This is a genomic window from Streptomyces sp. UNOB3_S3 (assembly GCF_020740895.1).
Classification (GTDB): domain Bacteria; phylum Actinomycetota; class Actinomycetes; order Streptomycetales; family Streptomycetaceae; genus Streptomyces.
The window spans coordinates 1-12,473 of the sequence record NZ_JAILXP010000216.1 but is presented as its reverse complement, the minus strand read 5'-3'; the positions used below and the strand labels follow the sequence as shown (position 1 = coordinate 12,473).

At 71.5% G+C, this 12,473-nt stretch carries 12 protein-coding genes and 1 riboswitch; of the genes, 4 read left to right on the top strand and 8 right to left on the bottom strand.

The features are described from left to right. From K6I33_RS22270 to thrC, 5 genes are all read right to left on the bottom strand, one after another. The coding region (locus K6I33_RS22270) for an AAA family ATPase (protein ID WP_229355798.1) at positions 1-534 on the bottom strand (534 nt) is incomplete at its 3' end. A gap of 149 nt (positions 535-683) precedes the next feature. Further along, the gene (gene groL / locus K6I33_RS22265) at positions 684-2,306 is read right to left on the bottom strand and encodes a chaperonin GroEL (RefSeq protein WP_189453299.1); all 1,623 of its coding nucleotides are present in this window, start codon (positions 2,304-2,306) and stop codon (positions 684-686) included. A 387-nt stretch (positions 2,307-2,693) separates the two neighbouring features. After that, the gene (locus K6I33_RS22260) at positions 2,694-2,897 is read right to left on the bottom strand and encodes a cold-shock protein (protein WP_190135646.1); all 204 of its coding nucleotides are present in this window, start codon (positions 2,895-2,897) and stop codon (positions 2,694-2,696) included. 517 nt (positions 2,898-3,414) lie between these two features. Next, the gene (locus tag K6I33_RS22255) at positions 3,415-3,690 is read right to left on the bottom strand and encodes a MoaD/ThiS family protein (RefSeq protein WP_229355796.1); all 276 of its coding nucleotides are present in this window, start codon (positions 3,688-3,690) and stop codon (positions 3,415-3,417) included. Between the two features lie 64 nt (positions 3,691-3,754). Beyond that, the gene (thrC, locus tag K6I33_RS22250; protein ID WP_229355793.1) at positions 3,755-5,029 is read right to left on the bottom strand and encodes a threonine synthase; all 1,275 of its coding nucleotides are present in this window, start codon (positions 5,027-5,029) and stop codon (positions 3,755-3,757) included. Between the two features lie 17 nt (positions 5,030-5,046). Continuing rightward, positions 5,047-5,193, bottom strand: a riboswitch (SAM riboswitch). Positions 5,194-5,368: 175 nt separating this feature from the next. On the opposite strand from thrC, the gene K6I33_RS22245 reads away from it, so the two are divergent. From K6I33_RS22245 to K6I33_RS22235, 3 genes are all read left to right on the top strand, one after another. After that, on the top strand, positions 5,369-6,316 hold the full coding sequence (locus tag K6I33_RS22245; RefSeq protein WP_229355800.1) for a glucosyl-3-phosphoglycerate synthase: 948 nt from the start codon (positions 5,369-5,371) through the stop codon (positions 6,314-6,316). Positions 6,317-6,429: 113 nt separating this feature from the next. After that, a complete protein-coding gene (locus K6I33_RS22240; protein WP_229355790.1) occupies positions 6,430-7,932 on the top strand; it encodes a trehalose-6-phosphate synthase in 1,503 nt (500 codons plus the stop codon). 125 nt (positions 7,933-8,057) lie between these two features. Then, positions 8,058-8,813, top strand: a complete 756-nt coding sequence (locus K6I33_RS22235) for a hypothetical protein (protein ID WP_229355783.1) — start codon at positions 8,058-8,060, stop codon at positions 8,811-8,813. A gap of 6 nt (positions 8,814-8,819) precedes the next feature. Here K6I33_RS22235 and otsB read toward each other — a convergent pair whose 3' ends face one another. The 3 genes from otsB to K6I33_RS22220 form a co-directional block, all read right to left on the bottom strand. Then, positions 8,820-9,677, bottom strand: a complete 858-nt coding sequence (gene otsB, locus K6I33_RS22230) for a trehalose-phosphatase (RefSeq protein WP_229355781.1) — start codon at positions 9,675-9,677, stop codon at positions 8,820-8,822. 76 nt (positions 9,678-9,753) lie between these two features. Continuing rightward, complete coding sequence (locus K6I33_RS22225; protein ID WP_229355776.1) at positions 9,754-9,993, bottom strand: DUF3263 domain-containing protein; 240 nt, start codon at positions 9,991-9,993, stop codon at positions 9,754-9,756. Positions 9,994-10,016: 23 nt separating this feature from the next. Then, positions 10,017-11,270 carry an extracellular solute-binding protein gene (locus tag K6I33_RS22220; protein WP_229355774.1) on the bottom strand — a complete coding sequence of 418 codons (1,254 nt, stop codon included), beginning with the start codon at positions 11,268-11,270 and terminating at the stop codon, positions 10,017-10,019. A 257-nt stretch (positions 11,271-11,527) separates the two neighbouring features. Here K6I33_RS22220 and K6I33_RS22215 point away from each other — a divergent pair, with 257 nt between their 5' ends. Further along, positions 11,528-12,427, top strand: coding sequence for an SIS domain-containing protein (locus K6I33_RS22215; protein ID WP_229355772.1), 900 nt, complete (start codon positions 11,528-11,530; stop codon positions 12,425-12,427). The last annotated feature ends 46 nt before the right edge of the window (positions 12,428-12,473 follow it).

The window sequence follows — 12,473 nt, the reverse complement described above, 5'->3', positions numbered from 1 at the left end:
GGGGAGCAGGGGGCGGGCCTGTTCGGCCGTGCCCGCGTTGTCCACGACGACGAGGACGCGGCGCCCCTGGTCGGCGTAGGCGGCGAGGACGGAGCCGTAGAGACGGGCGCGGTCCTGGAGGTCGGCGGGGACGTGTTCGTCGGGTATACCGAGGGCGCGCAGCAGGGAGCCGAGGGCGCGTTCGGGGGTGAGGCGGCGTTCGTCGTCGTAGCCGAAGAGGTCGACGAACAGGACGCCGCCGGGGAACCAGCCGTCCTGGCCCAGCGCGTGCCGGGCGGCCTGGAGGACCAGTTCGGTCTTGCCGACTCCGGGCAGTCCTGCCACGGCGCACACCCGAGGGGTGTCCTCGGCGGGCGGGCCGGGGCGCAGTGCCTCGGTGAGCAGGGCGAGGTCGGCGTCGCGGCCGGTGAAGGTGTCCGAGGCCGGGGGCATGCCGGTCAGGGCGGGGGTGATTTCCCTGGGCAGTTCCAGGGTGATGTGCCGGCCCTGCGCGACGACGTTGAAGTAGACGCCGCCGGTGATCTCGTTGTGCATGCCCGGCTCCCCTGGTCCCCGGCCGTGTGGCTTCACACCGTACGTGCGCGAAGGGGATCCCGTTCCGAAAACGCCACCGGGGCGGCACCCCCGTGAGGGAGTGCCGCCCCGGTGTCCGTGTGGACAGGCGATCAACCGTCAGAGGTCGATCAGAAGTCCATGTCACCGCCCGGCATGCCGCCCGGAGCGGCCGCGGCGGCCTTCTCCGGCTTGTCGGCGATGACGGCCTCGGTGGTCAGGAACAGCGCGGCGATGGACGCGGCGTTCTGGAGGGCGGAGCGGGTGACCTTCGCCGGGTCGATGATGCCCTCGGCGATCATGTCGACGTACTCGCCCGTGGCGGCGTTGAGGCCGTGGCCCGGGGTCAGGTTGCGCACCTTCTCCACGATGACGCCACCCTCGAGGCCGGCGTTCACGGAGATCTGCTTCAGCGGGGCCTCCAGGGCCAGCTTCACAGCGGCGGCACCGGTGGCCTCGTCGCCCTCGAGCTCGAGCTTCTCGAAGACCGAGGAAGCCTGGAGCAGGGCCACGCCACCACCGGCGACGATGCCCTCCTCGACGGCGGCCTTGGCGTTGCGGACGGCGTCCTCGATGCGGTGCTTGCGCTCCTTGAGCTCCACCTCGGTGGCGGCACCGGCCTTGATGACGGCCACGCCGCCGGCCAGCTTCGCCAGGCGCTCCTGGAGCTTCTCGCGGTCGTAGTCCGAGTCGCTGTTCTCGATCTCGGCGCGGATCTGGTTGACGCGGCCCTGGACCTGCTCGCTGTCACCGGCACCGTCGACGATCGTGGTCTCGTCCTTGGTGATGACGACCTTGCGGGCGCGGCCGAGCAGGTCGAGACCGGCGTTCTCGAGCTTGAGGCCGACCTCCTCGGAGATGACCGTGCCACCGGTGAGGATGGCGATGTCGCCCAGCATGGCCTTGCGGCGGTCGCCGAAGCCCGGGGCCTTGACGGCGACGGACTTGAAGGTGCCGCGGATCTTGTTGACGACCAGGGTCGACAGGGCCTCGCCCTCGACGTCCTCGGCGATGATCAGCAGCGGCTTGCCGGACTGCATGACCTTCTCGAGGAGCGGCAGCAGGTCCTTGACCGAGCTGACCTTCGAGTTGACGATCAGGATGTACGGGTCCTCGAGGGAGGCCTCCATACGCTCCATGTCGGTGGCGAAGTACGCCGAGATGTAGCCCTTGTCGAAGCGCATACCCTCGGTGAGCTCCAGCTCCAGACCGAAGGTCTGGGACTCCTCGACGGTGATGACGCCTTCCTTGCCGACCTTGTCCATGGCCTCGGCGATGAGCTCGCCGATCTGGGTGTCGGCGGCGGAGATGGAGGCGGTGGAGGCGATCTGCTCCTTGGTCTCCACGTCCTTGGCCTGCTCGAGCAGGGCGGCGGAGACGGCCTCGACGGCCTTCTCGATACCGCGCTTCAGGGCCATCGGGTTGGCACCGGCGGCCACGTTGCGCAGACCCTCGCGGACCAGCGCCTGGGCGAGGACGGTCGCGGTCGTCGTGCCGTCACCGGCGACGTCGTCCGTCTTCTTCGCGACCTCCTTGACCAGCTCGGCGCCGATCTTCTCGTACGGGTCCTCGAGCTCGATCTCCTTGGCGATGGACACACCATCGTTGGTGATCGTGGGGGCGCCCCACTTCTTCTCGAGGACGACGTTCCGGCCCTTGGGGCCGAGGGTGACCTTGACGGCGTCGGCGAGCTGGTTCATCCCGCGCTCGAGACCGCGCCGTGCCTCCTCGTCGAACGCGATGATCTTGGCCATGTGAAGTGGTCCTCCCAGGACGGGGTGGAGAGACTGCTCCGGACCGCGCTGGCGCCCGCGACGGACGGTCCACGTGCCCCGCGGTTCCTTGCCCCGCTTGGCTCGCCGACCTCACCGACGGTCCAAATCTGTCACTCTCACTCGGAGAGTGCTAAGCCCAATGATTAGCACTCGACCCCTGCGAGTGCAAGCGGTCCACGAAGTCTCTAACCCCGGGTGGCAGGGGGGGCACCTCCCAGCGATAGCTGGGGGCGCAAGCGCCTCACACCAACCTGCCCCATGCAGAGGGAACCCACACCTGGCCGTGGCACAGACGCGCGAGGGGCCCGCGTCACGAAGACGCGGGCCCCTCGGCGAGCTGAGTGAGCCGGTGGTCGATGCGCCCGATCAGACGGTCACCTTGACCATGTCCGCCTGCGGCCCCTTCTGGCCCTGCGAGATCTCGAACTCGACCCGCTGACCCTCCTCGAGGGTGCGGTAACCGTCCATCTGGATCGCGCTGTAGTGGACGAAAACATCCGCACCACCGTCGACCGCGATGAAGCCGTACCCCTTCTCCGCGTTGAACCACTTGACGGTGCCCTGAGCCATGCCTAACTCCCCTATTACTGGCCCTTGCGCAGGACCGCACCTCGCGGACCCGGGTCAGACCTCACCCCCAGACAGGTTGGGGGTGTGCGCCGGAACGCGTCGACCGCCGCTGAATGTATCTGCACGGATGCCGTCTGCAACAGGTCAGTCGGACGAGAATTCCGGGCGCGGCCGATCGGTTATTACTACCGATTTCGCCAGCTTTTCGGGCAAGTCGGACCGGGCATAGCGCAACCAACCCGGCAATTCGTGCACATGTTATGGGCACAACTTGACGGGTTCTCATATGCGTTCGGCAGTGACACCGGAGGGGGAACGCCCCAACTGTATCGTGCTTCAACAGACGGAATCACCCCGTCCGTTTTACGGGCGGGGTGATTCCGATGAATTCCGCAGGAACGCTTTGAAAGGGTCGGGCCAAGGGTATGGCGCCCCCGGGGGCCCGGGCCGGTACGGCCCCGGGGCCCAGGGGACCCAAGCCGGTACGGCCCAGGGACCCAAGCCGGTACGGCCCCGGTCAGCCGCCGGCGACCGCCGGAATGATCGAGACGCCGGCGCCGTCCGGGGTGGCCGCCGCCAGTCCGCCCTCGAACCGTACGTCGTCGTCGTTGACGTACACATTCACGAAACGGCGCAGCTTTCCGTCGTCGTCGAGAACGCGCGTGGCGATTCCGGGGTGGTTCTTCTCCAGGGAGGCGATCACTTCGGCGAGAGTGGCCCCCTCGGCGGGGACTTCCGCCTTACCGGCGGTGTAGGTGCGAAGGATGGTGGGGATTCGGACGTTGACGCTCATGGGGTCACCTTTTGGTTTGAGAGGCCGGGGAAAGGGAAACGGTCGCCGCGCGTTTACGGACCCGCTACAGCCCAGCCGCCCGGAACGCGTCGAGCGAGGGCGGAATCGTCGCGGTGGGCCCCGCCGCCACCGCGTCCAGCGTCTTGAGACCGTCGCCCGTGTTGAGCACGACGGTGGTCAGGGACGGGTCCAGCCGCCCGTCCTCCAGCAGCTTCCGGGTGACGCCGACCGTCACCCCGCCCGCCGTCTCCGCGAAGATCCCCTCCGTGCGGGCCAGCAGCCGGATCGCCTCGACGATCCGCTCGTCGTCCACGTCCTCCACGGCCCCGCCCGTGCGCCGGGCGATGTCCAGCACGTACGGCCCGTCGGCGGGGTTGCCGATGGCGAGGGACTTCGCGATGGTGTCCGGCTTCACCGGCCGCACCACCTCGTGCCCGTCCTTGAAGGCGCGCGAGACCGGCGCGCACCCCTCGGCCTGGGCGCCGAAGATCCGGTACGGGCGGTCCTCGACCAGCCCCAGCGCGACGAGCTCCTTCAGCCCCTTGTCGATCTTCGTGAGCTGGGAGCCCGAGGCGACCGGCACCACGATCTGGTCCGGCAGCCGCCAGCCCAGCTGCTCGCAGATCTCGTACGCCAGCGTCTTGGAACCCTCCCCGTAGTAGGGCCGCAGGTTGACGTTGACGAAGCCCCAGCCCTCGCCCAGCGGGTCGCCGATGAGCTCGCTGCAGAAGCGGTTGACGTCGTCGTACGTGCCCTCGATGCCCACCAGGTCGCCGCCGTAGACAGCGGCCATCACCACCTTGCCGGCCTCCAGGTCGTGCGGGATGAAGACACAGGACCGCAGGCCCGCGCGCGCCGCCGCGGCGCCCACCGCCCCCGCCAGGTTCCCCGTCGAGGAGCACGAGAGGGTGGTGAAGCCGAAGGCGCGCGCCGCCTCGACGGCGATGGCGACGACGCGGTCCTTGAAGGAGTGGGTGGGGTTGCCGGAGTCGTCCTTGACGTACAGCCCGCCGGTGACGCCCAGCTCGCGGGCGAGGTTGTCGGCCTTGACGAGCTTGGTGAAGCCGGGGCTGAGGTTCGGCCGGTCCGCGACGTCGGCGGGGACGGGCAGCAGGGGGGCGTAGCGCCAGATGTTGGCGGGTCCGGCCTCGATCCGCTCGCGCAGCGTCCCGGGGTCGCCGGCCGGGAGCTCGTAGGCCACCTCGAGGGGGCCGAAGCAGCTCACGCAGGCGAAGGAGGGACCGAGCGGGAAGCGCTCGCCGCACTCGCGGCAGGAGAGCGCGACGGCGGGGCCGAAGGAGGGTGCGACGGTACGACTTTCAACGGCTTCGACAGCCATGGAGGCGAGGCCCTTTCTCCTCATCTTCCTCGCGGCGAACGTCACCACGAGACGGATTTGGCACCTTCCCCACCGGGAGCCTCGCGTCGCTGACGAACGAGTGACCGGCTGGAGGGTTGCCGGGGCTTCAACGGGCCGTGTCCCTCTGCCCCTCTGGATGAGCGGTATGGCCCGGGCGGACCCGGGCGTTTGTGCGCGTGACGACCCCCGACATAGGACGGCCGTCCGCGTTGTTCAAGACTGTAACGGAAGGGATGGCCGCTTGAGAGGGCCGTCCGAACCGCGAGATGCGTCACAACGACCATCGACAGCGACGACCGACGACGAGGAGTCATGCACGTGCTGGAAGAGGTGGAACGCTGGCTCGCCCGGCGGTCCTGGTCCGCCGCCGACCGTCCGCTCGACCAGCTGCTCGCCGCGAAGGGGGACACGGGCACCACGGTCAGCGTGGTGCTGCCGGCGCTGAACGAGGAGGCGACGGTCGGCGAGATCGTGGCGACGATCCGCCGGGAGCTGATGAGCGAGTCCGTTCCCCTGGTGGACGAGCTGGTGGTGCTGGACTCCGGTTCCACGGACCGTACGGCCGAGGTCGCGGCGGCGGCCGGCGCGCGCGTCGTGCACCGGGACGAGATCCTGCCGCGGCTGCCCGCGCTGCCCGGCAAGGGCGAGGTCCTGTGGCGGTCCCTGCTGGTCACGACGGGCGACGTCGTCTGCTTCGTCGACGCCGACCTGAAGGACTTCTCCAGCGCCTTCGTCTCGGGGATCGTCGGCCCGCTGCTGACCGATCCCGAGGTGCAGTTCGTCAAGGCGATGTACGACCGCCCGCTGGGCGAGGTCGCGGGGCAGGGCGGCCGGGTCACCGAGCTGGTGGCGCGCCCGCTGCTGAACCTCCACTGGCCGCAGCTGGCGGGCTTCGTCCAGCCGCTGGGCGGCGAGTACGCGGCCCGCCGCTCGCTGCTGGAGCGGCTGCCGTTCCCCGTGGGCTACGGCGTGGAGCTGGGCCTGCTCGTGGACGCGCTGCACACGGTGGGCCTGGACGCGCTGGCGCAGGTCGACGTGGGCGAGCGCAAGCACCGTCACCAGGACGGCCGGGCGCTGGGCCGGATGGCCGCGACGATCTACCGCACGGCGCAGCTGCGGCTGGCCCGGGGCCACCTGGTGCGCCCCGCGCTCACCCAGTTCGAGCGCACGGCGGAGGGGTTCGTGCCGCGGACGTACGCGGTGGACACGGAGGAGCGGCCGCCGATGGCGGAGATACCGGAGTACGCCCGGCGACGCGCGGCATAGCCGCCCGGAGGCCTTCCGGAGGCCGCCCGGAGAAGGGAACGGGAGGTTCCCGTGTGCCACCCGACGGGCCGTGCGTACGTTTGAGCGGTTCCCCGGGCGGCAAGGCTGGCGTCATGGTCGCTGAGCACGCGCACTCCGCCCCGGTCGACGCCGCGCCCATCGTCGTGGCGTCCAACCGGGGTCCCGTCTCGTACGCGCTGAGCGCGGACGGCTCGCTGACGGCGGGGCGGGGCGGCGGCGGGCTGGTGTCCGGGCTGAGCGAGATCGGGCGGGATCCCGAGGGCGCGGCGGCGGTGTGGGTGTGCGCGGCGCTGGGCGAGGGCGACCGGCTGGCGGCGGGGCGCGCGGGCCGAAGACTCGACCCGGCCGACACGGGCGGCCTGCGGGTGCGGATGCTGGACATCCCCGCCGGGACGTTCTCCGCCGCGTACAACGGCGTGGCCAACTCCGTGCTGTGGTTCGCCCACCACATGCTCTGGCAGACCCCGCTCGAACCGGTCTTCGACCGGGAGTTCCGGGACCGGTGGGCGGCCTACGAGGCGTACAACACCGCCTTCGCGGACGCGCTCGCCGAGGAGGCGGCGGAGGGCGCCGCCGTGCTCGTCCAGGACTACCACCTCGCCCTCGTCCCCGGGCTGCTCCGGGCCCGCCGTCCCGACCTGCGCATCGGCCACTTCTCCCACACCCCGTGGGCCCCGCCGGACTACTACCGGCTCCTGCCGGACGACATCGCCGAGCAGGTGCTGCGCGGTGTCCTCGGCGGCGACCGGGCGGGCTTCCTGACCCGGCGCTGGGCGGAGGCGTTCGCCGCGTGCTGCGCGGACGTGCTGGGGGCCGAGGTGATCCGGGACGACGGGAACGACGGGGCCGTGGCGGCGGTGCGCTTCGCGGGCCGTACGACCCGGCTCGGCGTCCACGCGCTCGGCGCGGACGCGGACTTCCTGCGCGAGCGCGCGCACCGGCCGGACGTGGAGGAGCGGCTGGCGGCCCTGCGGGAGCAGGTCGGCCCGGGCCGCCGGACGATCCTGCGGGTGGACCGCACGGAGCTGTCGAAGAACATCGTCCGCGGCCTCCACGCCTACCGCCGGCTGCTGGAGGACCACCCCCGCTGGCGGGGCAGGGTGACCCACATCGCCTTCGCCTACCCCTCCCGGCAGGACCTGAAGGTCTACCGCGACTACACCGCCGAGGTGGAGCGCGTCGCGGAGTCGGTCAACGCCGCCTTCGGCACGGCGGACTGGCAGCCGGTGATCCTGCATGTGAAGGACGACTTCGCCCGTTCCCTGGCCGCCTACCGGATGGCGGACGTCGCGCTGGTCAACCCCATCCGCGACGGGATGAACCTGGTGGCCAAGGAGGTCCCGGCCGTCTCCGACCACGGCTGCGTCCTCGTGCTGTCCCGCGAGGCGGGGGCGGCGGCGGAGCTGGCCGGGGAGGCGATCGTCGTCAATCCGTACGACGTCGAGGCGACGGCGCGCGCCCTGCACCTGGCCCTGCTGATGGACCCGGGGGAACGCGCGGAGCGGGCCGAGCGGCTGGCCGCGGCGGCGACGCGGCTGCCGCCGGCGCGGTGGTTCACGGAGCAGTTGCACGCGCTGGAGGGGGACGCGCCGTAGGGCGCGCGCCGTAACGGGTGCGCCCTGTAAGGGGCGCGCGCGGCGCGTTCGGCTGTCCCGTTCGTACGGGCCGATGCCTCCACCGCCCGGCACCCAGCGCGGGGCGGGCGGGTAGCCATGCACCCATGCCGAACGCTCCGCGCTGGGCCGCCGCGGCGGCCGCCACCACGCTCATAGCCGTTACCGCCACCGGCTGTTCCTCGGACTCCGACAGCGGCAAGGACGCCGGCTCCAAGGCGGCGAAGGCCGACTCGTCGGGCACCCCGTCCTCGTCCTCGCCCTCCCCCTCGTCCTCGTCCTCGACCGGGGGCGACGCGGCCGCGATCCCGGCCGGGCCGGGCCCGCAGGGTTCGTACACCGTCCAGAACCAGCCGCCGCCCGGTACGTGCGCCTACCGCTACACCGCCGCCAAGGAGCCGCTGCCCGACCCCAAGTGCACCCCGGGCGCCACGAATCCCAAGGTCACCCAGGCGACCCTCAAGACCACCATCTGCCGCAGCGGCTACACGGCCGACATCCGTCCCGGCACGAACATCACCAGCCGGGAGAAGACCGCGAACGCGGCCTCGTACGGCTACAAGGGGTCGCTGAAGGAGGCCGAGTACGACCACCTCATCAGCCTCCAGCTCGGCGGCGACCCCAATGACCCGCGCAATCTGTGGGTCCAGCCGCCCTCCCCCGGCCACAAGGAGGGGGCCGGGCCGAACAACCCGAAGGACGTGGTCGAGAGCAAGCTCAAGGCGGCGATCTGTTCGGGGAAGACCGAGCTGGTGAAGGCCCAGCGGGCGATCACCAAGGACTGGACGACGGCGCTGTCCGTCCTGGGCCTGACGAACGAGAAGCCGGCGGCGAAGGACCCGAAGGCGGAAGAAGGCGAATAGAGGAAATCACCCCAGCCGCCCGGCCAGGGCGGCCAGCAGCTCCACCACCCCCGCCGGCCCGTCCACGACGAGATCCGCCCGCTCGGCGAGCACGGCGACCTCGGCGCTGCCGCTGCACACCAGGGTGCCCGGCACCCCCTCGGTGCGCAGCTTCTCGACCGCCGCGAAGGCGGCGAGATCGCCGAGGTCGTCACCGGCGTAGAGGACGGCGGAGGCGCCGGTCTCGCGGACGTACTCGGCGAGGGCCACGCCCTTGTCCATGCCCGGGGGCCGCAGCTCCAGCACGAGCCGGCCGGGTTCGACGATCAGGCCGTGGCGCTCGGCGAGGGCGGCCAGCGGCGCGCGCAGGGTGTCGTAGGCGGCCTGGGGGTCGGCGGCGCGGCGGGTGTGGACGGCGATGGCACGGCCCCCCTTGTTCTCGATATGCACGGTCTCGATCCAGGTGCCCTGCCAGGCGCCCGACTCGTCCAGTACGCCGGGGAGTTCGGCCTGGACGGCCGCCACGCCCGGGTGCGGGGCGGGGGCGTGGACGGTACCGGTGACGGCGTCCCAGCGCTCGGCGCCGTAGTGGCCGAGCACCACCAGGTGCTCCAGTCCGGGGACCCCGGCGAAGCCGCCGTAGCGCACGGCGACCCCGGCCGGGCGGCCGGTCACCACGGCCACCGACCCCAGGCGCGGGGCGAGCCGGGCGAGGGCGGGCACGGCCCCGGGGTGGGCGCGGGCGCGCTCGGGGTCGGGCACGATCGGCGCGAGCGTGCCGTCGAAGTCGAGGGCGACGACCGCGCGTTCGGGCCGCGCCAGCAGCGCGGCCAGGCCGTCACGGCCGGCCTCGGTCACGGGTTCCGGGAGGGGGTGGCTGCCCATACGGGCGACCCTACCGGGGCGGGCGCCACGGGGACGGCCGGTTGCACGGACGTATACCGGCCCGTACACCGGCCGCTCAGCGGCGCTCGCGCCGTTCGTCCCGCAGCCGCCGCAGCCGGTTGACCGTGACGGGGTCGTGGGCGAGGGCGCGCGGGTCGTCAAGAAGAGCGTTGAGCAGCTGGTAGTAGCGGGTGGGAGTGATCCCGAGGCGCTCGCGCACGGCCCGCTCCTTGGCGCCCGGCCCCGGCCAGGACTGCCGCTCCAGGGCGAGCACGGCGAGATCGCGCTCGGACAGCCCGCCCCGGTCTTCGTTCACATCGTCCAACGTAACGGTCCGCCCTAGCGGCCCGCGAGCTCCGCGGCCTCAGCCTCGCGCTGGATCTCGCCGAGCACGGCGGACGGGTCGCCGCCCTTCTGCACGACCGAGCCGATCTTCTCCTTGATCGTGGCGCTGACCTTGGCCCAGGAGGTCTTGTCGGCGGGGTAGAAGTCGGCGTTCTGGAGCTGGGAGAGGAACGGCCAGAGGTTCTCGTAGCGGCGGTCGCCCTGCATCGCCCCGGAGGCGGACTCCGTCACGGGCAGCAGCTCGTACTGGCCGACGAAGCTCAGCACGTTGTCCTTGCTGAAGACGAAGTCGAGCAGGGTGCCCAGCTCGTCGCGGTGGCCGCCCTGCTTGAAGGCCATCATCCAGTCGGCGACGCCCATGGTGGAGCTCGCCTTGCCCTTGATACCCGGCAGCGGAGCGGTCTGGAAGTCGATCTTCCCGGCCTTGGCCTGCTGCATCAGGGTCGGGTGACCGTGGAGCATGCCGACGTCGCCCTTGCAGAACGCGTCGAAGACGTCCTGGCGGTTGGTGCGGGCCGGGTCGGTCGGGCCGGTGAGGCCCTTGCCGACGAGCTCGTCGCGCAGCCAGGCGAAGGCCTTGACGTTGGCCTCGGAGCTGATCGTGTAGGCACCGGTGTTGTCGGTGTAGCCACCGCCGCCGCCCAGCATCCACAGCATGGTCTCGGCGGGCGCCTCCTCGGGACCCAGCGGCACGCCGAAAGGTATCTTCACGCCGGCGGCCTTGAGCTTGACCGCCGCGGCCTGGACCTCGTCCCAGCTCTCGGGCGCCTTCAGGACGCCCGCCTTGAGGAACAGGGTCTTGTTGTAGAAGAGCATGCGGGTGCTGGAGACGAACGGCAGGCCGTACTGCACCCGGTGCACCTCGCCCGCCTTGGCGAGCGAGGCGATGAAGTCGGCCTGGGTGGGCACGGAGATCATCTGGTCGGCGCTGTAGAGCTTCCCGGCCGCTGCGAAGTCGGCGTACGCGCCGATCTGCGCGATGTCGGGGGCCTTGCCGGCCGCGACCATGTCGGCGACCTTCTTGTCGACCTCGGTCCAGCTGTAGACCTCGACGTCGAGCTTGATGCCCTTGTTCTTGGCCTCGAAGTCCCGGGCGAACTGCTCCCAGTACTTCTTGGAGCTGTTGGCCGGTTTGTCACCATAGTCCGCCGCGACGAGCTTCAGCTTCTTGTCGCCGCCGGGGCCGGAGCTCCCGCACGCCGTCAGCGCGGGCGCCAACGCCGCCGTCGCGGCACCCGCCGCCGTCATGCCCAAGAACCGCCGCCGCTGCACTACTGCTACCCACCTTGTGGTTCGTGTTCGCCGTGTGGAGACCGTGGAATCTCCCCCCTGGGATTCGCGAGTCCCGTGGAGACCGTGAGTTTCTCCCGCGCGCAACCATACGGTCTACGGCTGCCGGGTTTCGCTTCGGTATCGCCGTATCGCCCTTCCCCCAGGTCACGGGGGCCTGCTATGCACGGGGACGGCGCTCGACCTGCTGTACGCATCCCGCAAGGAGCAAGCACATGAAGCCGTCCCCCTCCCTCACCCACCGCGAACTCGTCACCCAGCCGGAGAGCTGGCGCCGGGCGGCCCGGGCCGCGTCGGGGGCCACCGGCCTCCCCGTACCGGGCGAACGGGTCGCCGTCACCGGCTGCGGCACGTCGTGGTTCATGGCCCAGGCGTACGCGGCGCTGCGCGAGGCGGCCGGGCAGGGCGAGACGGACGCGTTCGCCGCGTCCGAGTTCCCGCGAGGCCGTACGTACGACCGCGTCGTGGCGATCACCCGCTCCGGTACGACGACGGAGGTGCTGCGCCTGCTGGAGGCCTCCGGCGACACCCCCACGCTGGCGATCACCGGGGACCCGAAGACCCCCGTCATGGACGCCGCGACCGACACGGCCGTCCTGGACTGGGCGGACGAGGAGTCCGTCGTCCAGACCCGCTTCGCGACGACGGCCCTGGCCTTCCTCCGCGCGGGCCTCTCGCCGTCCGGCGCGGCGGCGATCACGGAGGCGGCGGACGAGGCGGAACGAGCCCTTTCGGCACCTCTGCCGTCAGCCCTCCTGGCAGCGGAACAGTGGACTTTCCTGGGCCAGGGCTGGAGATACGGGCTGGCGCAGGAGGCGGCCTTGAAGATGCGGGAGGCGGCGGGGGCGTGGACGGAGGCGTACCCGGCGATGGAGTACCGCCACGGGCCGGTGGCGATCGCGGGACCGGGGCGGGTGGTGTGGTCCTTCGGACCCCTGCCGGACGGCCTGGCGGCCGATGTGGCCGCGACGGGGGCGACGCTCGTCGCGGACGGGAGCGACCCGATGGCGGACCTGGTCCGCGCGCAGCGGCTCGCGGTGGCGGTGGCGGAGTCCAGGGGCCTGGACCCCGACGCGCCGCGACACCTCACGCGGAGTGTGGTGCTTTCCGGCTGACCCGCCATGGGGGTTTCCGCGCCTTCGGCGCGGGTTCTACCCCACC

What these genes read in the sequence shown, in the direction of transcription:
- groL (WP_189453299.1), bottom strand. Translation starts at nt 2,306, where the DNA reads ATGGCCAAGATCATCGCGTTCGACGAGGAGGCACGGCGCGGTCTCGAG.
- K6I33_RS22260 (WP_190135646.1), bottom strand. Translation starts at nt 2,897, where the DNA reads ATGGCTCAGGGCACCGTCAAGTGGTTCAACGCGGAGAAGGGGTACGGC.
- K6I33_RS22255 (WP_229355796.1), bottom strand. Translation starts at nt 3,690, where the DNA reads ATGAGCGTCAACGTCCGAATCCCCACCATCCTTCGCACCTACACCGCC.
- thrC (WP_229355793.1), bottom strand. Translation starts at nt 5,029, where the DNA reads ATGGCTGTCGAAGCCGTTGAAAGTCGTACCGTCGCACCCTCCTTCGGC.
- K6I33_RS22240 (WP_229355790.1), top strand. Translation starts at nt 6,430, where the DNA reads ATGGTCGCTGAGCACGCGCACTCCGCCCCGGTCGACGCCGCGCCCATC.
- K6I33_RS22235 (WP_229355783.1), top strand. Translation starts at nt 8,058, where the DNA reads ATGCCGAACGCTCCGCGCTGGGCCGCCGCGGCGGCCGCCACCACGCTC.
- otsB (WP_229355781.1), bottom strand. Translation starts at nt 9,677, where the DNA reads ATGGGCAGCCACCCCCTCCCGGAACCCGTGACCGAGGCCGGCCGTGAC.
- K6I33_RS22220 (WP_229355774.1), bottom strand. Translation starts at nt 11,270, where the DNA reads ATGACGGCGGCGGGTGCCGCGACGGCGGCGTTGGCGCCCGCGCTGACG.
- K6I33_RS22215 (WP_229355772.1), top strand. Translation starts at nt 11,528, where the DNA reads ATGAAGCCGTCCCCCTCCCTCACCCACCGCGAACTCGTCACCCAGCCG.